The organism is Bacteroidetes bacterium SB0662_bin_6 (genome assembly GCA_009839485.1).
GTDB lineage: Bacteria > Bacteroidota > Rhodothermia > Rhodothermales > VXPQ01 > VXPQ01.
Map to the genome: position 1 here is coordinate 245456 of VXPQ01000046.1, position 21508 is coordinate 266963.

The following is a 21508-nucleotide window of genomic DNA, read 5'->3' on the forward strand; positions in this document are numbered from 1 at the left end:
CGGGGGGTCACGCGGAAAGGAGGAATGTTAGCGTTATCATTTTCTGGCAAAAAAACACGTCGGGATACTTCAAAAGCGATACCCCATGCTCAGTATAAACGTGTGCCTGCTCTTTGTCAAGAAATCGTGAAATATTTTTAAAAATAATCCGAAATACCGAGTGAATACTCGAGAAAAACACAATCCGGAGCAACGTTGACAGGGCCTGCCCGGACCCACTACCCCGCCCGCACAATCGCCGCAAAGTCCTCCCCCTTCAGGCTGGCGCCGCCGATCAATCCGCCATCCACATCCGCCCGCCCGAACAGCTCGGCGGCGTTGCCCGGTTTGACGCTGCCTCCGTACAGAATATGCAGGGCGCGACCCGTCTCTTCCCCGAATTGTTCATTCAGCCGCCCCCGGATGAAAGCATGCATTTCCTGCGCCTGATCGGGCGTGGCCGTTTCACCCGTACCGATCGCCCAGACCGGTTCGTAGGCGATCACCAGATGATCCGGAGTATCCGGCGCTGCGCCATGCAGACTGTGCACCAGTTGCCGACCCACGACCTCTTCGGCCTTGCCCGCCTTGCGCTCTTCCAGGGTCTCGCCCACACACACGATCGGCACAAGACCGTGGGCATGCGCCTGTTCGATTTTCGCGCATACCCCCGCGTCCGTCTCCCCGAAGTACTGCCGGCGTTCGGAATGCCCCAGAATCACGTACCGGCATCCCGCCGACGTCAGCATTGGAGCCGATACCTCGCCGGTAAAGGCGCCCGCATCCTGCATATGCATGTTCTGGGCTCCGAGACCCACCGGCGTACCGGCAATCTCCGCGGCCACAGCGGACAGGCTCACGAAAGGCGGGCACACCACGACCGTTACATCCCCGGGGTCTCCCACCGTATCCACGACATTGCGCGCAAGGGTACGCGCCGCATCAATATCCGTGTGCATTTTCCAGTTACCGGCAACAAGCATGAGATTTAGCGTATGGTTGGATGAAAACGAAAAGAGAAAAAGATCGGCGCGAAAATACCGCCGGGCGCAGTGCAGTCGGCAAGAATCTACTCGCGGCGGGCTTCAAGGCCCTCGAGCAGCAGCTTACGCACAAGTTTGGGATCGGGCGAACCCTCGAAGCGCCGCATCGCCTGCCCGATGAAGTACCCGATGAGGCCCTCCTTGCCTCCAAGATACGCCGCCACTTGCTGCGGGTGATCGTCCAGTACGTTTTCCACGACGGGCGCAAGGGAAGTCACGTCAGAGACCTGGATGAGGTCCTGTTCCTCCGCAATGGCCTCCGGCGCATCGTCCCGCTCCAGCATGGCTTCGAAAATTTCCTGGGCCGCCGTGGAAGATATCCGGTCGCCAAGACGCAACCGGACCAGCGCGGCAAGGCGCGGAGGGCGAATGGGAAGTTCCTCGATGGACGTGGCGTTCTCCTTGAGCACGCGGAGCACATCGCCCATGATCATGTTGGAGACGCTTTTCGCCGGGCCATGCGTTTCCTTGCCGTTTCCTTCCACCCCTAACGCCGTCAAGGTTTCCTCGAAATAGTCGGCCAGTTCGCGTTCCTCAGTGAGAATCGCTGCATCATAGGCGGGCAATCCCCACGCATCCTGGAAACGGGTGCTGCGCGCCTCCGGCATTTCCGGGAGTTCGCCGCGGATGCGGTCGAGTTCTTCGTCCGTCACGAACACCGGCGCCAGATCGGGGTCCGGAAAATACCGGTAATCATGCGCTTCCTCCTTGGAACGCATGGGCCGGGTCTCCTGCCGGTCCGCATCCCAGAGCAGCGTTTGCCGCACAACCTTCCCGCCCCCCTGGACCAGTCGTATCTGCCGGCCGATTTCATAATCGAGGGCGCGCTCCACGTTTCGAAACGAGTTCATATTCTTGATTTCGGTGCGCTCGCAGAGGTCCTTGCTCCCCAGGGGGCGAATCGACACGTTTGCGTCGCAGCGCAGCGATCCCTCCTCCATGTTGCCGTCGGAAATGCCGAGATACCGCACGATCTGGCGGATTTTCCGCATGTACAGGTAAGCTTCCCGGGGCGACCGCAGGTCCGGTTCGGAAACGATTTCGATGAGCGGCGTGCCGCAGCGATTATAGTCGAGGAGCGTATCGTACGGATCCTGATCGTGGATGGATCGCCCTGCGTCCTCCTCCATGTGAATGCGCGTCAGCCCTATGCGCCTGATGACGGGCGGCGCATCCTTCTCCTGCAAAACGATGTCCACATGCCCTCCGGCGCAGATAGGCGTCTCGTACTGCGATATCTGGTAGCCCTTCGGCAGGTCGGGATAGAAGTAATGCTTGCGGGCCAGTACGGAGCGGGGCGCGATCCGGCAATGGGTGGCAAGCCCCATGCGCAGGGTATAATCGACCATTCGCCGGTTCAGCACGGGCAGCGTGCCGGGATGGCCGAGACTGACCGGATCCACATGCACATTCGGCCCGGCGCCGAACCGGGCGGAATCAGAACTGAACGCCTTGGAATCGGTAAGAAGCCGGCAATGCACTTCCAGGCCGATAACCGGCTCGTACGTAGCGTGCGGCATGATCTAATGAAGCATAGGGTTCGAAAAATAACGCACGACCGGGTCCTTGCGGGCCTTTGCGTTCTTTTGATCGGCGCATGGGCAGGGTGCAATTCGCCGGAGGCCCCTCCAGGCCCGGAAAGGTTCGGCGACCCGTATGAGATTCTCACCAACCTTTCGCCCAATTCCCCGGACGAGCCGCCGGCCATCGTCTCGGATTCGCTCTCGGTGCTGATCGCCTATACGGGCGGCTGCACCGAACATACGTTCGAGCCGCACACCCAGGTGACGGGGCGGGCCGCAGCAATCCTGCTGCGCCACGACAACGGCAGCGACTCCTGCGAGGCATACCTGTATGACCGGATCGTGCTGCCTCTTCCGGAAAACGTACTGGAAGCTCCTGAAATTCATCTCCTTAACCCCAACAACGCGGATGCGCCGTTCGTGCTTCGATGGGACCTTACGCAAGATTGAATTTTTCCATGATTTCGCGCTTGTGGTTTAATACTTTCGGGCGCTTGAACACATGGACGATGCACCCCTCTTCATCGATTAGAAACGTCGTGCGCTTTAACCCCATCGTCTTCTTGCCATAGAGATTCTTCTCGCCCCACACGCCGTATCGCCCGATAATATCCTTGTCCGGGTCGGCAAGCAGCGGAAACGGCAAGTCATACTTTCCGGCGAATTTTGCGTGGGATGCTTCGTCGTCGGGAGATACGCCGATCACAACGATTCCCTCGTTCAACAGGTCCTGGTGGCCGTCGCGCAGGTTGCAGGCCTGCTTGGTACAGCCCGGCGTATCGTCTTTCGGGTAGAAATACAGGGCTATCTTGCGGCCTCGCAAATCGGCGAGGCGCACGCGTTGGCCGCCCTGCGCCGATCCCTCGAAGTCGGGGGCCGCTTCTCCTTTTTCAGGCATGCTCGTCGTGGTGTCCGCCATGTCCGGATGGAATGTTCTGATGGGTGATGAGAGTGGGCTGCGCAGGATCGCCGGCGATCCGCTATGATGCGCCGGCAGCAAGTCTTGTCAATACGCCAGTAGGCTGGTTGTTTGATTAGTACGCCAGTAGGCTGTGCAACGCTTCGTCCAGTTTTGCGCGAGCGGAATATAGGGTTTCTTCGAGACGGATGGAAAACGGAACCGGCATGTTTTCCGCACCGACCCGTACCGGCGGCGCATCGAGTTGCCCGAAAGCCTCCTCGGTAATGCGGGCGACCACCTCTCCGCCGAATCCGCCTTGCAGCGGCGCCTCGTGGAACACGAGCACCCGGTTTGTTTTTCGCACGGATCCCAGCACCGCTTCTATATCCCAAGGCACGAGCGTACGCAGATCCACCACTTCAAGTTCGTATCCCCGCCCGGCCCACTGTTCCGCCGCATCGAGCGCCCAGGGCACGCCTCCTCCCCAGGTGACTATGGTGGCTGCCGTCCCCTCGCGGGCAATGCGCGCCTTGCCGAACGGAATCTCGTACGGCGCATCGGGGACCAACTCCTTCAGGGAACGGTACAGGCGCTTGTGCTCCAGGAAAAGAACGGGGTTCGGATCCCGAACGGCCCGCATCAAGAGTCCCTTGGCGTCGTACGGCGTGGCCGGAAACACCACTTTCAGACCGGGTATGTGGCAAAACCAGGCTTCGTTCGACTGCGAATGAAAAGGGCCCGCACCAATGCCGCCCCCGATGGGCGCGCGTATCGTAACCGGCAAGGACTGCCCCCATCTATAATGGGTGGTGGCCAGATTATTGACGATCTGGTTGAATCCGCAGGCAATGAAATCCGCATACTGTATTTCCAGAATGGGCCGGAAGCCCTCGATCGCCAGTCCCATACAGGCTCCGACGGCTCCGCTTTCGATAATGGGGGTATTTCGCACCCGGCCGGGGCCGAATGCTTCCAGAAATCCCTTGGTGACCTTGAATACGCCCCCGTATTCGGCAATATCCTGCCCCAGAAGCAGTACGGAGGCATCTTCCTCCATAGCCTGCCGGAGCCCCTCTGAAACAGCGTCTATGTACCGCTTCGGAGCGCCTGCTCCCCTGTCGGTTCCGGATAATTTCTCCCGGAGAGGTTCAGCCGGTGCAAACACGCCGGCGCGTTCCGTTTCGAGCGTGCTTTCGGGCGCAGGCCGGATCAAGGCATATTCGATATCCTCGTCGATCTGCCCGGCAATGCGTACCCGCACCGCTTCCAGTTCTTCTCCGGTAGCACGCCCTGCGTCCACCACCTGCCGCGCAAGCCGCTCCAGAGGATCCCGCTTCGCCCACTCGGCAAACAAGTCATCAGGGACGTAGGCGGTACCGGAGGCTTCCTCATGCCCCCGCATTCGGAAGGTTTTCATTTCAAGAAGGGACGGGCCCGCTCCGCTGCGCGCCCGCTCCGCTGCCTGCCGAACCGCCCGGATCACTTCAAGAATATCGTTGCCGTCCACCACGGCGCCAAACATTCCGTACCCGGCGGCGGCGTCGGCAATATCCCCGATCGGCACCGCCTCTTCCACCGGCGTCGAGAGGCCGTATCCATTGTTCTCGACCACGAAGAGCACCGGCAGTTTCCATATGCCTGCCAGACTCAGCGCTTCGTGAAAATCGCCCTCGCGCGTGGCCCCGTCCCCTGCAAAACACAGCGCCACGAATCGCTCTCCGTGCAACTGTGCAGCAAGCCCGAGGCCGCACGCCACTGGCAGCATCGCAGCCATGTGAGAAATCATTCCCACGATACGCCGCTCGGGAAGCCCGAAATGATACGTCCGGTCACGCCCCTTCGTAAAGCCCCCCTCCCGTCCCATGAGTTGGCAGAAGAGAGAACGTAAAGGGACTCCGCGGGTAGTCCATACACCCGTGTTTCGGTGCATCGGGAGGATATAATCCCGTTCCTCGAGACCGAGCGCACATCCTGTCGCAATGGCTTCCTGCCCGTATCCGCTGAACCACTTCGAAAGGCGCCCCTGCCGGATCAGCCGGAGCATTTTTTCCTCGATCGCCCTGGGAACGTACAATTGCTCGTAGATCGCCAGAAGATCGTCCTGTTGCGCGACAGCGTGCGCCATGCCGATTAGTGGCCCTTGCCGAGAATAGCCGTTCGGATCGTGCGAAACAGAATCTTGAAATCCATGCGGAGACTTACGTTCTCAATGTAGAAAAGGTCGTACCGGACCTTCTGCCGCACATCTTCCAGAGACGAATCGTATTTCCACTTCACCTGGGCCCACCCCGTAATGCCCGGCTTGACACGGTGGCGCCGGCTGTAAAGCGGAATTTCCGCCGCCAGTTTTTCCACGAAGTACGGGCGTTCCGGACGGGGCCCTACCAGACTCATTTCCCCTTTCAGCACATTCCATAGCTGGGGAATCTCGTCCAGGCGCGTTTTCCGCAGCCACCGGCCCGGAGGCGTGTACCGGGGGTCGTCTTCCTGCGCCCAGACCGGCCCGGTCCCGGCTTCCGCATCGCGGCGCATCGTGCGAAACTTGCACATCGTGAAGTCTTTGCCGTAGCGCCCGACGCGGCGTTGCCGGTAGATAGCCGGCCCCGGAGAAGTCAGGCGCACAACCAGCCCCAGAGCGATCCAGAAAGGAAGTCCGACAAGCAGTATAACGGATGCTGCGACAAGGTCTATGAGCCGCTTGGTACTCTTTTCCCAAGGAGGCATAGGTTCAGGTAATACTTCAATAAGCGGCAGGCCGTAGATATGCTCCGTGCGCGCCATCCCTCCGATGAGCGTGTAAAAGTCGGGGACCAGTTTGAGGGAAACCGGCTTCCCGTCGCACAGGCGGAGCACATCGATAAGAGGACCGTGATCTTCCGACCCCAATGCAATCAGCACATCCTGCACGCCAAGCCGGTCAATGAGCCCCGGCAACGCATCGATCGAATGTACATCGGTATCGTCGGCCGCTTGTACAAAGGCATCGTCGCCGTTTGCAATTGAATACGACATGGCCCCATCGCCCTCCGAAGAATCCGGTTCGTCGCGGCGCATGCGAATCGCGCCCACGATCTGAAGTCCGGCTTCCGGATAGCGTGCCACCTCGCCATAGAGTTGCTCCACCCGGTCGGTCCACCCCACCACCAGCGCCTTGTGCATCCCCCGTCCACGCACAAGCAGCGCCTTCTGTACGGAGCGCACGATGACCCGGCCGCACGCCACAAACGATAACGTCACAACCCAGTAGAAAAAAATGAGGCTCCGGGTAGCGCCCGGCTCCAGCGTGTCTATAAAAATCGCAAAAACGAGGACGAGCATCCCGGCCGACACCACCTTTCCCACTGAAACCAGTTCGTCGAACCGGCTGTCTGCATACCGTTCGCGGTACATGCCGAAAAAGAGAAAAAGGCAGAACCAGTAGACGGCCAGTGCGGCGATGGGCACAAACATCCAGGGAGGTTCCGCGTATTCCGTGCCGAACCATTCCCATTGAAACCGGCCCATGTAGAGGAGAATACTCGCCGCGCCGAAGGCCAGAAAATCGGCCAGAATCAGGGATATGAGTTCGGTTCTGCGCGACACGACGCGTGAGTAAATCCGTCGGAAAAAAGATAATCGGGGGAAATCCGAATGCCGGTGTGCAAGAAGCGGAAAGCCTGTATTGCCCCTCGCTGCCGGTCGGCCTGTTCGCATGACGGGCATTCTTACATGAAAGCGCCCCGAAATGGTTTCATGCGCGCCGTATCTTGCACCATGCAACCCGTCCGATCCGCCGCCATGCCGATGCTTCGTAGCCTATGCCGCCCGCTTCTTGCGCTGGCGTCCATTCTGCTCTTCGGAGCGGGGCTCATGTGTGTACCATCCGTCTCCGCACAGCACGCCGCTTCGGGTTCCAACCGGCCGGTCCCTCTCGATCACTGGGCCTACGAATATATCCATCGCCTGCAGGCCCGTGGATATCTGACGTCGCTGCATCCGACGGCGCTTCCCTATACCGGCGGTGAGATTGCTTCCGCTCTGAGATCACTGCCGAGTGAGGAGCTTCCGAAACCGGTCCGGCGCTGGGCGGAGCGGTTGCACGAGGAATACGGAACCTCGCAAGACGAAAGCCGCCCGCAGGTAGGCATCGGGGTTCAGCCGGGCGTACGGGCTTCCTCGACACAGCGCCTCGATCCGCTGAGGCCGGCGCCGGACAGCGATGTGCCCTTACAGATTGCTGGCCTGCACGTATACCCGCAAACGGCTATTCGCGTATTTCTGGAACATGGGCCCCTGGTGGCGCAGGGCGGCATGCGCTTTGACGCCTGGTACCGGTACGACCCCGACGCCCTCGAAGCCGCTAACCGGCTTGTCTCGCGCAACGAAGAAGCATACATCGGTTTGGGAACCCGCTATGTGTCGGTCTACGCCGGACGGCTGGCGCAGCATTGGGGCCCCTATGGAGAAACCGCCCTTCTCGTAAGCCAAAACCCGGTGGATTTCGACCGGATGTATGTGCGCATCGGTGGAAATCGGCTCGCGCTCCGAAGCATCGTGGGAGAACTCGACAGCATCACCGGCGACGGACGATTCACAGGAACCGCCGGAGCGGATAGCGTCCGGTCCGGCAGCATACGACGCTACCTGTCCGCCCATCGCCTCGACTGGCGCCCTTCCCGGAACGTAGCGATTTCGCTGATGGAATCCACGGTCTGGTCCGGTTCATCGGCTGGACTCTCTCTCAAATTCTTCAATCCGCTCACGCTCCATGCCCTTGCCGTCGACGGGCGGCCCAAGAACGACGAAAACAACGGGTTGCTGGCCGGCATGGCCTGGGCGCAGTACCGGGCATGGACGTTCCAGGGACAGGTGCTGCTTGACGATGCGGACCTGCTGAACCAGTCGGGCGAACCCTCTTCCATTGCCCTGAGCGGCAGTCTCCAGTACGCCGGTCTCGCCCGGGCCGATCTGGGAACGGCGTGGACCGCCGTGGCCGCGCGCACCTACAACGCACATCAGCCGGAAGGCCGGTATACGCACCTGCTTCGAGGTATCGGGGCACCGTACAACGACTATATTCATGCAGCTGCGTATGCCACGTTCTACACCGGACGCGGAGAACTCGATCTTGCCGTGTCCCCCCGCCTCGACGTACTCTTTCAGGGTACTGCGGACATACACGATCCCTATCCGTTCGCAGCGGATGCGGTGGAATTTATTCTCGACGGTGTTTCCGAACGGGTCGTGCGGCCGGGACTGCGTCTTCGCGCCCAGTACGGCGCCTCCTGGTGGGGGCAGATAGATGCAGGCCCCGCTTTCATCCGGAACGAGGCGCACCGTGCCGACAACGACCGCACGATTTTCACCGTTACGCTTTCCGCCGTGGCGCGATTCGGCGGCGCAAAGCGCATTTCCTTATCCCTGTGAGTACCTGCTCGACCCGCTCGACACGGGTGTTCCCTGCTCTTATTGCCGTATGCCTGGCGACAGGATGCCTCGCTTCGGCGGCATGCGCCCAGGAAACGCAGGAGCCCTTCTCCCGCATTGCATTGCGCGGCGGCATGACGCCGGCTGTCCGGCACAATGCCTCCTACAGCCACTGGCAACATGGATCCGGGGGCATATTCACGGCCGCCACCCCTTTCTATTTCGGTGAAGCGGAAGCAGGCGTGGCCCTGCACCGCTACTCGGCAGTGCGCCGCGATACCCCTTCCTTCAACGCCTTTTTTACCTTCGTAGGATGGGGCACAGAGTATACCGTCCCCCGTGTTTTTTCCTGGCACGCCGGCATGCGTACAGGCATCTACCATATGATATTCGACGAAGAACCAGGAGACGAAGAAGAAAAAGAGTTTTCCCTCGCGCTCGTTTCCCGGATCGACCTGCATCTCTCGGAAACCCTGCGCCTCTTCGTCGAAGGACACGTCATGCGGACGTATACGCTCCCGAGGCTGGACACGGCGGGCCTGACAGGCGGAATCGGCCTGCGGTTTCGGAATCCGGACTGGCTGCGCACCCTGCTGAAATAAGAACCGGCTATGGGGAAAGCAAAAGCACTCGACGCTTCCGAATACCCGTCCTGTCTAAAGCGATACGGGCAACGTCCGCAGTCCGTTTTCGCCGTGCTGTTCCTGTGGCATACAATCGTTCTCGCATCCCCCGCATACGGACAGCATCATGAGCAAACCGCCTGCATCCCCGATGCAGGCAAAGAGGTCATAACACATGCAGAGATTGTCCGGCACGGTTTCTCTCGCCTTTCCGACGTATTGGCGTTTTCCACGCTCTGGTACACTGCCGGTCTGGAGGGCTATCACTGGCAAACCGCTCCGCCCGGCTTCCCGGACGGTACGGCGCGCTGGAACCTGTATATCGACGACATACCCGTAGCATCCCGCGTATTGGGAAGGAATCGACTCAACACGCTACCCGTCTCCCTGTACGATGCCGCCTGCATTGAAATCGTATCAGGAATGGATATGCAGGGTCCGGCGTTTCTGCGCACGGGCGTCATCCGCATATATACGAAAAATCCGGAGTTCGGGCTGTCAATGGAGGCGGGTGTTGCGGTAGGAAACGAGATCGATGATCCCGGTCCGTTCCGCTACACGCTTCCGGAAACCATCAACATCGATCGCATCGGACCTGTCCACACAGCCAGCATGTCTGTCGGCAAGAAAACATGGCAGGGCCATGCAAACGGGCGCCTCGACGAACTCCACGTAACGGACGCTGCACTTCACGATCGGGCACGGCGCCTGTATTACATACCGGGCACACAGACACACATCCGGACCCGTGCGTTGGGGTTCACGGGCGCCTTCGGGCGACAGTCCCGGAGTCAGCGCATCCTGGCGGGTCTTTCGCACACCGGGGACATGGCGTTTTTTCCGGAAACGGGATTTGAAATCCCTACCATAAGCCGGACGGCTCTTCTGGGAGCGGCGGGTACACTGCCGCTGTGGAGCGGCGGCGCATTGCGTTATGCGGTTTCGTCAAGCCGCGACGCCCTTGAATTGCGACAGAACCGGGAAGATATAGACCTGGAATGGACGCAGCGCCAATTCGCGGCGGAAGCAGACGCCCGTGTGCATATGTTGCACATCGGCGGACAGGTGCGAACTATTCACGGACAGACATCCGAATACCTGCACGATGCACTCCTCCTGGACCTGCGGCTTTTCGGGGGATTGAATGCACGCATAGGCCGGCACGGACACACACGCCTCATTCTGGAGTGGATCCAACGTGAAGAACACAACGGGGCCGTGGCCTACGCCTCCATGGAAATCCAGCCCAGGGCGAGGCAGCGTTTTCGGCTCGCCGGATCGTACGGAGCCGCTCCCCCCGACGCTCGGAACCTGTGGCTATGGCAGGAACGGGGTTATCAGCTGCCTTACAGTACGTTCAGGGGTAGGGGACACGACCATAAGCCGTTCCCGCGCCGTGCAACCGCCGACCTGGGATGGATACGTCGGGGTTCGACCGGCATATCCGGCAGCGTATTTATCTTCTACCGGGGTTTCTGGAACGACATCCTGCCGGAATACACCATTGCATGGGACGGCGACCACAGCAGCTTCGAGACTGCGGCACGGCTCGTTCAGGGGGCAGGCGGTCATACGGGAGGTGTATCCGCCACTATGGCTTTCCGCCTCCTGCCCACACTGCACCAGCGTGTTTCCGGCACGTTCGAGACGGTCCGGCGGGACGGTCCGCTCTGGCTTGCCTACGGCGAACGCATTCCCCGGTTGCGCATCGTGGCCATCACCACATTAGCGGCGACGGATCGCTTCAGTCTGTCAGCCCTCATGCAATACGCTTCGGCTACGCATTGGCCCGAATACCGGAATGCCTCGATAGAAGCCGGAGAAGTCTGGCCCTGGCGTCTGCCCGAGCGCTTTCTGGTAGACCTGACCGCTTCGAAACGTATGGCCGGAGATCATCTGAATGTCTCGCTGGGTCTCCGAAATCTGCTCAACGACCCGGTGCGCTTTCACCCCGCAGGCGCCGTATTTTATATGGGATTCTACTTTTCCATCACAGGGCGCTTCACGTCCACGGCAGGTTTTTAAATCCTTGAAATCATTGCCGCATGACCGCCGCCAGACGCATTCGAGCATTTCTGGAACTGGCCCGGCCGGCTAACGTCATCACGGCGTTTGCCGATATCCTTGCCGGTTTCGCTGCCGCCGGCGCCATGACGGGCCTGTTGTTCGGTCAGGGCAATGCACCGGTCGAAGAACTCGTACTTCTTCTGCTTGCCACGGCGGGGCTGTATGCCGGCGGCGTGGTCTTCAACGATGTGTTCGATGCAGACCTGGACGCCAGGGAGCGCCCGGAACGCCCCATTCCCAGCGGTCGCGCCACGCGGGCGCAAGCCGCCGTCTTTGGAAGCGTTCTGCTTGTGGGGGGGATTGCGGCAGCAGCCTGTGTCAGCCTCTCATCTTTCTTCATCGCCGCAGCGGTGGCCTGCTGTGCCCTCGGCTATGACGCAGCCGCTAAACATCACGCTATAGCAGGACCGATCAGTATGGGATTGTGCCGCGGCGGAAATCTGCTGTTGGGCGCCAGCGCGGTGTCGGGCATGCCGGCGACCCTGTGGTTTCTTGCGCTCGTGCCTGTCGCGTATGTGGGAGCCATCGTCGTAATCAGCCGGGGCGAGGTGCATGGGAGCCGCAAGCGCCCCATCCTGTTCGCTATGCTCGTCACAGGCGTGGTATGTGCAGCGCTGCTTTCCCTCGGCTTCCGGCCGGACTACCGGATACTGGATGCGCTGCCTTTTCTTCTCTTCTTCGCCTTCCTGGTATTCCCCTCGTTCCGGCGCGCCGCCGCCGATCCCTCCCCGGCCCACATACGCCGGGCCGTCAAAGCGGGCGTGCTCGCACTGGTAGCTCTTGACGCAACGCTTGCCGCAGGATTCGGCACCTGGATCGCAGGTCTTATCGTGCTTGCGCTGTTGCCGCTCTCTATCCTCGTCGCACGGAGGTTTGCGGTGACGTGATAATCCCGCAGAACGAATCGTCGGGCGCCCGCTACCTCAACACCAGCCTCAACGCAAAAACCGCCACCCCGCCCTGCATGACGCCGAAGGCCACCGCGGCGCGGAAGTCGTGCGTTTCGATGCGTGGCGTCAGCGCTTCATCGCGGGTTCGCTCATACTCGTCCGCCAGATCGTCTGCCTTGAACTTGTAATGCACCGCAAAAGCGCCCGCGGCAAGTGCTGTTCCCAGCGCCGCGTAATCGATCCACGCACGATGCGGACGAGGCGGATTCAGGTTCATCTGTGTCGCGGTATCCAGTTCGCTGATCGGCTCCAGATGCACCACATGGCGGTTCCATACGGCTTTTCCCGGCTGTATGCTCTGGGAGATATATCCGATTCGCCGCACCAGAATACTTCCTTCCAGCGGATCCTCCGACCGGTACAATAACGGCGTCACACCGATAGAACGGCCCTGGTCAAGGTGCTGAATGAGCACATCGGCCCCGAACGGCTCCGATTCGATCCGGTAATGGTACGGAAAGCGCATGACCACGCGAGCCGTATCACCCGGGGCTACATCCAGCGGCCGGGCAATCGGAGCGATCGACCAGGCATCCGGGTTCGGTGCCGTAAGGCGAATGGAACGACTGGCGGCCGGCACAGCCAGCAGCATGGCCGATGCGCCCCCCACGAGCAGGCTGTCCGCAAAAACCAGCGCCTCAGGAAAGTTGGTGTCGATATGCACGTAGGCCGGACCATCCCTGCGATCTTCCCCCTGTGCCCGCGCCGGCGCATGGGTAACCACCGTAACCATCAAGGCGCCCCAAAGCACCCGATGGACATGCAGCAGCCATCCCGTATACCACCCCCTGCCCGCTTTACTCACCTTCTTCCGTTTCATCGTCCCCCGGATCCGGTTCGTACACATACACATAACGAGGCTCTGCCAACACAATCAGCCGCGACTCCTTGAGCGCAAAAGCGGACTTTATGCGCCCATCCAGCTCCGTACTCCATATCAGGCGGCCGTCGTTCCGGTCGAAACCCATCAAAAGCGCTCCCATGGTACCCACGTAAACGGTTTCGGCGGTAATGACCGGCGGAGCCGAAATCGCAGCGGAAGCATCCGTTTCCCAGTTGAGCGACCCATCGGCTATATGCAGGGAACGGACGATTCCGTCGGATGCGCCGAACACCACGTCACGCTCTCCTACCGCAGGCGCCGTAAGATACTTCTGGGGGGGAGCGAAACTGCCTCGCCGCGACGGCAAGCCGCCCGTGCCGGCGATATACTCGCCTTCCTCTCCATTCGTCAGGTCGTATGCCCAGCGCAAAACGCCGCTGCGCGCATCAAGCGCCCGTATGCCGCCCCGTGTCGTTGCAACAAACACGACATCTTCCGTGGCGGCCAGAGAAACCTGCACAGGGGCGCCTGCATCCGCCGACCAGGCAAGCGATCCGTCCGACGGATTCAGTGCAGTCACCCGCCCGTGATCATTCGCTACGATCACGATATCGTCAATCAATACGGGAGTCGAGTAGATACCCGCCCGTTCGTCCAGTTGCACCGACCATGCCTCTTCCCCGTCCTGTAATCGCCAGGCACGGACATACCCCTCCACATCCCCGCCAAGCACAAAATCACCCCACACCACAAGTCCTGAACTGACAGGGATATTGCCGGCCCGCCACAACCGTTCTCCGGTCAACAAATCACTGGCGCGCACCGCCCTGCCCCCCCAGGCTACGGGCACGACCAGCAGATCGTCCGCATGGGCCGGCGTGCCTTCGATCGCATCCCCGAACGCATCGCGTGCGACCCGCTTGCCCGATTCCAGATCAATGGCATGTACTTCCCCTTTGCGAGTGGCCACAAGAATCGCATCCCCCAGCACAAGCGGGGAAACAAGCCCGAAACCTGCCTGGGCATTGAATCTCCAGTACTGTCGCAAAGGAGGATTGACTTGATCAGGCACGGTATTGGACCGGAGGACGTCCCTCCCTTCGACGGGCCATACGGGGTCCATGATATGTTGCGGGTCTATACGAAGGGTCGAGCACCCCGACACAACCCCGACTGCCGCGGCAAGAAGCGCAATACACCCGGAAACCCGACTGCTTCGAAAAGTCCTCGCCATCGACAGATTCCCCGTTCCTAAAAATCCCAACCGAAGAAGAACTGCTTGAAGAAACGCTCCCGGTGCCGAAAACCGTCCCGGTACCGGTATCCCACATCGTAGCGCAGCACCAGCCCGCCGAAAAGATTCAATCGCAGACCCCCTCCAATCGCCCCTACCGTTTCGCCGATGTTCAGTTGCCTCCGGAGCGCGTTCGACAAGCGCGGCTCATAATAGGAGGCATTCCATGCATGAGCGGCGTCGAAGAAAAAAGCGCCCCGCAGGTTGGCGACGCCGAGCGGCGCCAGCACCGGCAAGCTCAGCCACGGAGCAAGCAGGATAGGAAAGCGCAGTTCGTGGGATGTGAACCACATTTTTTGCCCGCGCACGCTGAAAAGGGGAAATCCGCGCAAGTCCCAACTACCGCCCATAAAAAACAAACGGGCCTCCTTCCCCTTGTTCATCCTGCCCAGACCGCGCGAGGCGAACGTAATGTGGCGGTGCAGCCGCCAGTAGTTGCGGACATCCGCCGCAAACGTGAGATAGCTTACGTTGGAATAGAGCACATCGGTGGTCCAGGCAGTCAGCACGCTGCCCCGGTATCCTTCTATCGGACCGTTCATGCCCCAGAGCACATTATCATGCACGAGCGACACGGAATTCGACACAAGCAGCGCCTGCCTGTCCACCTGCGCCCAGGGAATATACTTGTCGTCCCAGCTCAGGGAGGTCCCCGCCTCGATTCGCCGGAACATGGAAATCGGATAACTGATAAGCCCGTATCCCCCGTAAATGGTCTCCCATAGCGTGGGAAATGTGCGCGCCGCGTCCGGATCTGTGATATCGTAACGCAATCCCGCAAAACGGTAGAGACCATACGCAGTGTTGGTCCGGCGGTGTAACTGCTGGCGGGAAATCGCCACATTCAGGCTGCGCAAAAAATCGCTGGTGCCGCGTGAATTGTTAAAGACGGTAAAGAACCACTTATCGTCGCCCATCAGGTCGGAAAACGCCAGCGCCGCACCACCCTGGGTGCCCCAGACAGGATTCTGGCTTACAATGGTCTGCGCCAGATCGAGCGTGAACTGTTTTTTGTACCGGACAGACTCCTCGCGGTCCTGGGCATCGATGCGGGCGAATGTCCATGGCTCTTCCGCTTTTGTCGGATCGACGATTTCTTCGCTCCGAGGATGCGTCCATAGCGAATCTGCGGCAGGCAGGCTGCGGATGGAAAAACGCATATGCTCGAATCCGGTAAAAAGAAGATTGCCTTCCTCGGTCCACACCGGATCAAATGCGGAAGTGGTCAGATTCGTGAGCCGGCGAAGACGGCGCCCGGCAGATACGCCTCCGGGCGCATGGCCGGATTCGGTAAGAAGAACCGTCGCGCCTGCCCCGGAAGAAGCCATCTCGGGAGAAGCGTCCACAGGCGCTTCGGCTGTCCAGATGTTCTGCGCACCGTACCGCCCGTCTGCGCCCCGGACGGCGCTCGTAAACACAAGTTGTCTGCCATCCGGGCTCCAGCGCGGGGAATGATCCAGCCGTTCACCGAACGTCACGTACCCGATCGTACCTTCGTCGAGGTCGTAGGCAAAAATATTATAGGCGTCGTGTTTGCCCATCGTCGTACGATCCGATGAAAATGCGATCCGGCGGCCGTCAGGACTCCAGGCCGGATCGAGGTCATCGTAGCTGTCATTCGTCAGCCGGTGCAATTGGCCCGCAGGAATGTCATAGACGAACAGGTCGCTGAAACCGCTCCCTGTGATGGAAGAAAACACGAGGCGTTCCCCATCGGGGCTCCATGCCGGGGAATACACGGCCACCAGGCCATCGAAACCATACGTGGCAAGCAGGACGTCCCCAACCAGATCGTACACATGAATGACATCCGCTTCCCCGCTTTTCGCAACGAAAGCGAGTTTCCCGTCCCCGGAAATCCCCATCCGGCTTTCAAATACATGCAGCGACTCGAAATTGTCCGTCCGTTCGCCCCGGATAAGTATTTCAGGCTTTCCAAGCGGACGAAACAGCGAATCCACCTCCACCTGGTACACATTGCTGTATCCCGTCAGGTTACCCACGAAATACACCTTGCGCGAACCGTCCGCAAAACGATAAAACGTCGGCTTGGCGTTGAATCCCTCGGTGGCCACCCCTCTCGCCTTGATAGACGCAAGCTCGAGATCGTCTATTTCCTGGAAATACCGCTCCCGGAGCCATTCCTGCCACTTCCGGTCTATTTCCTGGAAATCCTCCAGAAACGTGACCTCCATCACATGACGGAAATCACGATCCTTCCAGAAATTCTCTATGAGCCGAAGCAGTTTCTCCTCGCCCCATGTTTCAGCCAGGAAGCGGCACAGCGCCTCCCCCTGTTTGTACATGAGAAAGGTGCCGTTGATACGATAGATGCTCGACAGGGGAACGAGGTAATTGGAATACACTGCGTCCCGCATGATCATCTCGTGCGATTCATCGGGAGAACCGGACCAGTATTCCGCAAGGCCCTCGGTAAACCAGAGAGGAAGGAAGCGCTCCGGTGGAACGCGGTGATCCCGAATGACGCGGAGCACCTTTGCATAGGTGAACACATGCACGAGTTCGTGCCGAATGACCCGGCGGAACTGGTGCACATTTCCATTGGCCGGGATCACGACGCGGCCTTTCAGAAACTCGAAAAATCCTCCTACCCCGTCAGGAATGAAGCCCGGAGTAATGTTCGTCTGTTTGAAATGCAGATTCGACGAATAAAAAATCAGCGGCGGGCGATGCGTGAGCGAAAAATTGAACCGATTCTGTAATTCCTCATACGCTTCCTCGGCAAAAGCGGCGCCGTACTCGGCCAACTCCTGCATTTCCGAGTAATGGTAAATGTCGAAATGCTCCGTTTCGAGGACATGCCAGTCGAAATTCTCGTATTGGATCTTGTTGCGCCCGAAATGGGATGTGTACTGCCCCGTGGCAGGAAGGACAACCGCGCAGCAGAGCGCAGCAAGCGCAAAATGTCGCAGTCGAAGGCAGAGCATGAATCGAAGCGACCGGCAGGAGAGGAAAGCCGGAGCGCAATGCGGTCCGGGTACAAGCGTAACACAAAAAAGTAACGCAAGCGTTCCCGGTTTACCGCAAAAGATGGAGGGAAACCCGTTCCCTTCGTCCGATCACGCCTCGAGCATGCTCGCCACGTCGCAATCGTGTTCACGAAGCCAGTTCTCGAGAAGGGATGTGACTTCATGAGCATCCCGGGCCTGTAGAGCGCGATCAGCCAGCCCCCGGGCCTCTTCCATCCGGATGGACCGGAGCACGCGCTTCACCTCCGGCAGGTAGATGGGAGAAGCCGACAACTCGTCGATCTCCAGCCCCAGCAGAATCGGTGTGGCTACCGCACGGGCAGCCAGTTCCCCACACACGCTGACCCCGATGCCGCAGGCATGCGCCTCCTCGACGGTTTGCCGGATGAGTTGCAAAATGGCCGGATCCAGTTCCTGGAATTTTTCGGCCACCAGATCGTTGCCACGATCCACGGCAAGGGTATACTGTGTAAGATCGTTGGTCCCAATCGAGAAAAAATCGACTTCTCTGGCGAACCGGGCAGCCTTGATCGCTACCGAGGGCACCTCGACCATGATACCGATCGGAATATCGGCGTCGCACTCCACGCCTTCTCCCGCCAATTCCTCATATACCGTGCCGAGGTGCTCCTTGAAAGCATATACTTCGTTCAGTTCGGTCACCATCGGCAGGAGGATACGAAGCGGCCCGAAATGGCTCGCGCGTACGATGGCCCGCAACTGCGGATGCAGCATATCCGGTTTATCGAGCAGCACGCGCACACCCCGCCATCCCAGGAACGGATTATGCTCGCGGTGTCCGAGCGGGAGCATTTTATCTCCCCCGAAATCGAGCAGGCGCAACGTGGTGGGATGGGGCGCAACCGATTCGACGATGCGGCGATATGCTTTGAACTGCTCCTCTTCGGACAGGGACACGCGCTTCCGCATCAGAAAAAGCACTTCCGTGCGGAAGAGGCCCACGCCTTGCGCACCATACTCCTCGACGAGCTCCAGTTCCTCCATGAACTCGAGGTTGGCCACCAGTCGCACATTGTGTCCGTCGAGGGTTTGCGCGGGCAATGAAACGATCTTCTTCTGTTCTTCCTGTAATTGGCGGTAGCGCTTCTGGCGATCCCGATAGCATGCCAGCGTGTCTTCCGTCGGATTGATGACGATGCGGCCTGTCAGCCCGTCAAGCACCAGCATGTCTCCGGAAGTGACCTGTTCCGTCACGCCATGGGTACCGACGATAGCCGGAAGCCCGAGGGCGCGCGCCATGAGCGAAACATGCGAAGTCGCTCCTCCATAATCCAATGCCGTGCCAAGAATCGCCCGCTGACTGAACAGTACTATGTCCGCTGCCGTCAGGCTCTCGGCTACTACGATCGATTCGGTCTCGATTGCGGAAAGGATTTTGCCCCGGCGCAGGTGTCGTACGACCCGGTCCTGCAGGTCGAGCATGTCGTTGGCGCGCTCGCGAATGTATTCGCTTTCCCCGGCCTCGAGCAACTGCCGGTGATGGCTCAGCACTACATGCGCCGCGTAATCCGCGCTCATCCGGTCCCCGCGGATATGTTCGACAACGGCTTCGTAAAAGGCTATGTCACGCAACATGAGCGCCTGCGCTACGAAAATATCCGCACTGCTTTCTCCAAGTTTTTCGCGCGCCACTGCCGCAATCTTCCGAAGATCCCGCTCGGACCTCGACACAGCCTGTTCGAAGCGGGCAAGTTCTTCCTTCAGGTTTTCGGGAGCGATATGCCGCTCCTCCACCTCGAACGCCGCACGCGCATAAAGATACGCCGGGCCGATTGCGATGCCCGGAGCCACGCCGATTCCTTCTACAACTCGCTCGGTCATTGTACCGACAAGGTTCACAATTCCTCTCCGAAACCGCTTTCAAACAGGCGAGCAATAGCCCCGACCGCCTCGTTTTCGTCTTCTCCCTCGAAAACAAGGGTGAGGCGAGCGCCCTGTTCGGCTGCCAGCGTCATCACTCCGATAATACTCTTGCCATTGATTTCGAATCCGTCCTTACGAATAAAAAACTCCGACTGGAACTTTGCTGCTGCACGGACAATCATGGATGCCGGGCGCGTATGCACGCCGGCCTGATTCGTAACGGTTACTTCTCTCGTTATCATGATTTTTGCATCAGAGTATCCATCAATGCATCCGCTCCTGCATACGTTGTAACAGTCCGCGCAGGGTTTCCGAGGATGAAACGTCCGGAAGACGACGCGTTGCACGGAGCGCCTCCCCGGTGTGGCGCCGCACGGCAGCCTGGGCCTCATCGATCACGCCTGCGCGCTGCATCCGTTCACGCGCCTCGTCCACCTGGTCAGCCGGCAGACCTGCCTCCCGGACGATGCGCTCGAACCACCGGCGATCTTCACCACGGGTCTGCTCAATGGCGCGTAACAGAATGTATGTACGCTTTCCTTCGATGAGATCGCCCCCTTTCACCTTGCCCCAGCGAATGTCTTCCGCCGTCAGATCCAGCAGGTCATCGCGTATCTGAAACGCCCGCCCTGCATGTCTTCCGACAGTCCGCAAGTATTTCAGGTGCGTCTCGTCCGCTCCGCCCAGCATCCCGCCAATTTCCAGCGACGCCTGAAGCAAGGCCCCGGTCTTCCGATCTATCATTGAAAGATACTCCTGAACGGACACGTCCGTTCGCCGCTCGAAAACCTCATCCAGGGCCTGCCCTTCACATAACAGGGCCAGCATATCCTGAAAACGCCCGATAGCTGTTGTCGGATTCCAGCAAGGGGCTCCGGCGCGGGGCTTCGCCTGAGCGAGCAAGGCGTATGACAACCCCATCAGGTAATCCCCGCAAAGAATCGCGGTGCTTTCGTCCCATTTTACATGCACCGATGAACGGCCTCGCCGCTCATTCGCAGAATCCATGATGTCGTCATGGACCAGCGTGAAATTGTGAAAAATCTCAACGGCCAACGCGGCGGGAAGCGCATCGTCTTCATCCCCGCCAAAAATTCGGGCGGCCAGCAAAAGCAGGACAGGCCGGAGCCGCTTGCCGCCGGAAGCCAGTACATACCGGACCGGATCGTACATCACGTCCGGCTCCGCAGGAATCCGTACGGATGCGGCACCTGCCTGGACCGACTGTCCCGCCGCTAACGCCGACAGAACGGATTCGACACCTTCCCGGAGGACGTGTAACTCTTCGTCCATTGCAGAGGCATCGGCGACAACCTGTGTGTTTTCACGCGATGACATAGCGGTCACACGGTCTCTGTGCCAAATGCGGCCTGTGCAAGTACATCCTCAATACGCGCATAGACCTCCTCAAGGGTTCCCCCGGCATCGACATCGACAATGATCCCCTGCTCCCGGTAGTAATCCACCACCGGCCTGGTGGCTTCCCAGTAGCCCTCGATCCGGTTCCGAATAGCATCCGGACGATCATCCTGCCGCTGTACGATCAAATCGGGATCGACATCCGCCGGCGGCGGCTTGAAAGCGAGATGATAATGTTCCCCGGTTAACCTATGCATTCTACGCATAGATAGCCGCTCTATTATGTCATTTATGCATAATTCCATGGCGATAACCACGTTGAGCGAAGTATTGTGGGCTTCAAGAAACTCCGAAAGCCATTGTGCTTGCACCACGGTACGGGGATACCCATCCAGTACAAACCGATCCAGCCCGATCTCCAGCAACGCTTCTTCCGCAATGTCCCGGGCAAATTCGTCGGGCACCAGCCAGCCCCGGCGAACATACTCCTGGGCCATTCTGCCATGCGGAGTACGAGCCCGTATGGCTTCCCGGAACATGGCGCCCGTAGATATGTGCCGCCAATTCCGGCGCTCGGCGAGGATTGACGCCTGCGTTCCCTTACCTGTGCCGGGAGCTCCGAAAAGTACAATGCGCATGATATTCCCGATAAAAACGGCGGCTCCG

At 59.7% G+C, this 21508-nt stretch carries 17 protein-coding genes; 5 read left to right on the top strand and 12 right to left on the bottom strand.

Features of this window, described 5'->3' with window-relative positions; all coding sequences use genetic code 11:
• Positions 1-218: 218 nt before the first annotated feature.
• Positions 219-962 (bottom strand): triose-phosphate isomerase, encoded by a 744-nt coding sequence (locus F4Y00_08975; GenBank protein MYE05085.1) that lies wholly within the window; start codon positions 960-962, stop codon positions 219-221.
• A gap of 86 nt (positions 963-1048) precedes the next feature.
• Complete coding sequence (gatB, locus tag F4Y00_08980; GenBank protein ID MYE05086.1) at positions 1049-2542, bottom strand: Asp-tRNA(Asn)/Glu-tRNA(Gln) amidotransferase subunit GatB; 1494 nt, start codon at positions 2540-2542, stop codon at positions 1049-1051.
• Between the two features lie 6 nt (positions 2543-2548).
• On the opposite strand from gatB, the gene F4Y00_08985 reads away from it, so the two are divergent.
• Positions 2549-2995, top strand: a complete 447-nt coding sequence (locus F4Y00_08985) for a hypothetical protein (protein ID MYE05087.1) — start codon at positions 2549-2551, stop codon at positions 2993-2995.
• Here the strand turns inward: F4Y00_08985 and F4Y00_08990 are convergent.
• The 3 genes from F4Y00_08990 to F4Y00_09000 form a co-directional block, all read right to left on the bottom strand.
• Positions 2982-3443 carry a thioredoxin-dependent thiol peroxidase gene (locus F4Y00_08990; protein MYE05088.1) on the bottom strand — a complete coding sequence of 154 codons (462 nt, stop codon included), beginning with the start codon at positions 3441-3443 and terminating at the stop codon, positions 2982-2984. The two genes, F4Y00_08985 and F4Y00_08990, sit on opposite strands and share 14 nt — an antisense overlap.
• A gap of 136 nt (positions 3444-3579) precedes the next feature.
• Entirely contained in the window at positions 3580-5571 is a 1992-nt protein-coding gene (locus F4Y00_08995; protein ID MYE05089.1) for a dehydrogenase, read from the bottom strand.
• 5 nt (positions 5572-5576) lie between these two features.
• Positions 5577-7028: a sugar transferase gene (locus F4Y00_09000; protein MYE05090.1), complete on the bottom strand. Its 1452-nt coding sequence runs from the start codon at positions 7026-7028 to the stop codon at positions 5577-5579.
• 48 nt (positions 7029-7076) lie between these two features.
• Here F4Y00_09000 and F4Y00_09005 point away from each other — a divergent pair, with 48 nt between their 5' ends.
• Genes F4Y00_09005 through F4Y00_09020 form a run of 4 tightly spaced genes read left to right on the top strand, consistent with a single transcriptional unit; the run spans position 7077 to position 12429 of the window.
• Complete coding sequence (locus F4Y00_09005; GenBank protein ID MYE05091.1) at positions 7077-8852, top strand: capsule assembly Wzi family protein; 1776 nt, start codon at positions 7077-7079, stop codon at positions 8850-8852.
• Complete coding sequence (locus tag F4Y00_09010; protein MYE05092.1) at positions 8849-9454, top strand: hypothetical protein; 606 nt, start codon at positions 8849-8851, stop codon at positions 9452-9454. The genes F4Y00_09005 and F4Y00_09010 overlap by 4 nt, the downstream gene beginning before the upstream one ends.
• Positions 9455-9463: 9 nt before the next feature.
• Positions 9464-11500: a hypothetical protein gene (locus tag F4Y00_09015; protein MYE05093.1), complete on the top strand. Its 2037-nt coding sequence runs from the start codon at positions 9464-9466 to the stop codon at positions 11498-11500.
• A gap of 20 nt (positions 11501-11520) precedes the next feature.
• Positions 11521-12429 (top strand): polyprenyltransferase, encoded by a 909-nt coding sequence (locus F4Y00_09020; protein MYE05094.1) that lies wholly within the window; start codon positions 11521-11523, stop codon positions 12427-12429.
• Between the two features lie 31 nt (positions 12430-12460).
• Here F4Y00_09020 and F4Y00_09025 read toward each other — a convergent pair whose 3' ends face one another.
• From F4Y00_09025 to F4Y00_09055, 7 genes are all read right to left on the bottom strand, one after another.
• Positions 12461-13312 carry a hypothetical protein gene (locus F4Y00_09025; GenBank protein MYE05095.1) on the bottom strand — a complete coding sequence of 284 codons (852 nt, stop codon included), beginning with the start codon at positions 13310-13312 and terminating at the stop codon, positions 12461-12463.
• Positions 13290-14549 (bottom strand): PQQ-binding-like beta-propeller repeat protein, encoded by a 1260-nt coding sequence (locus F4Y00_09030; protein MYE05096.1) that lies wholly within the window; start codon positions 14547-14549, stop codon positions 13290-13292. The genes F4Y00_09025 and F4Y00_09030 overlap by 23 nt, the downstream gene beginning before the upstream one ends.
• 17 nt (positions 14550-14566) lie before the next feature.
• Positions 14567-17557, bottom strand: coding sequence for a BamA/TamA family outer membrane protein (locus F4Y00_09035; GenBank protein ID MYE05097.1), 2991 nt, complete (start codon positions 17555-17557; stop codon positions 14567-14569).
• Between the two features lie 132 nt (positions 17558-17689).
• On the bottom strand, positions 17690-19441 hold the full coding sequence (gene ptsP / locus F4Y00_09040) for a phosphoenolpyruvate--protein phosphotransferase (protein ID MYE05098.1): 1752 nt from the start codon (positions 19439-19441) through the stop codon (positions 17690-17692).
• A 14-nt stretch (positions 19442-19455) separates the two neighbouring features.
• Positions 19456-19725: an HPr family phosphocarrier protein gene (locus tag F4Y00_09045; GenBank protein ID MYE05099.1), complete on the bottom strand. Its 270-nt coding sequence runs from the start codon at positions 19723-19725 to the stop codon at positions 19456-19458.
• A 22-nt stretch (positions 19726-19747) separates the two neighbouring features.
• Positions 19748-20821 (bottom strand): polyprenyl synthetase family protein, encoded by a 1074-nt coding sequence (locus tag F4Y00_09050; GenBank protein ID MYE05100.1) that lies wholly within the window; start codon positions 20819-20821, stop codon positions 19748-19750.
• Positions 20822-20826: 5 nt separating this feature from the next.
• Positions 20827-21480 carry a nucleoside monophosphate kinase gene (locus tag F4Y00_09055; protein ID MYE05101.1) on the bottom strand — a complete coding sequence of 218 codons (654 nt, stop codon included), beginning with the start codon at positions 21478-21480 and terminating at the stop codon, positions 20827-20829.
• Between the last annotated feature and the right edge of the window lie 28 nt (positions 21481-21508).

Excerpts from the sequence above, each read along its gene's own strand:
- F4Y00_08985 (MYE05087.1), top strand. The coding sequence starts at position 2,549 with ATGAAGCATAGGGTTCGAAAAATAACGCACGACCGGGTCCTTGCGGGC.
- F4Y00_08975 (MYE05085.1), bottom strand. The coding sequence starts at position 962 with ATGCTTGTTGCCGGTAACTGGAAAATGCACACGGATATTGATGCGGCG.
- F4Y00_09045 (MYE05099.1), bottom strand. The coding sequence starts at position 19,725 with ATGATAACGAGAGAAGTAACCGTTACGAATCAGGCCGGCGTGCATACG.
- ptsP (MYE05098.1), bottom strand. The coding sequence starts at position 19,441 with ATGACCGAGCGAGTTGTAGAAGGAATCGGCGTGGCTCCGGGCATCGCA.
- F4Y00_09035 (MYE05097.1), bottom strand. The coding sequence starts at position 17,557 with ATGCTCTGCCTTCGACTGCGACATTTTGCGCTTGCTGCGCTCTGCTGC.
- F4Y00_09050 (MYE05100.1), bottom strand. The coding sequence starts at position 20,821 with ATGTCATCGCGTGAAAACACACAGGTTGTCGCCGATGCCTCTGCAATG.
- F4Y00_08995 (MYE05089.1), bottom strand. The coding sequence starts at position 5,571 with ATGGCGCACGCTGTCGCGCAACAGGACGATCTTCTGGCGATCTACGAG.
- F4Y00_09030 (MYE05096.1), bottom strand. The coding sequence starts at position 14,549 with ATGGCGAGGACTTTTCGAAGCAGTCGGGTTTCCGGGTGTATTGCGCTT.
- F4Y00_09020 (MYE05094.1), top strand. The coding sequence starts at position 11,521 with ATGACCGCCGCCAGACGCATTCGAGCATTTCTGGAACTGGCCCGGCCG.
- F4Y00_08990 (MYE05088.1), bottom strand. The coding sequence starts at position 3,443 with ATGCCTGAAAAAGGAGAAGCGGCCCCCGACTTCGAGGGATCGGCGCAG.
- F4Y00_09025 (MYE05095.1), bottom strand. The coding sequence starts at position 13,312 with ATGAAACGGAAGAAGGTGAGTAAAGCGGGCAGGGGGTGGTATACGGGA.
- F4Y00_09015 (MYE05093.1), top strand. The coding sequence starts at position 9,464 with ATGGGGAAAGCAAAAGCACTCGACGCTTCCGAATACCCGTCCTGTCTA.
- F4Y00_09005 (MYE05091.1), top strand. The coding sequence starts at position 7,077 with ATGCCGGTGTGCAAGAAGCGGAAAGCCTGTATTGCCCCTCGCTGCCGG.
- gatB (MYE05086.1), bottom strand. The coding sequence starts at position 2,542 with ATGCCGCACGCTACGTACGAGCCGGTTATCGGCCTGGAAGTGCATTGC.
- F4Y00_09055 (MYE05101.1), bottom strand. The coding sequence starts at position 21,480 with ATGCGCATTGTACTTTTCGGAGCTCCCGGCACAGGTAAGGGAACGCAG.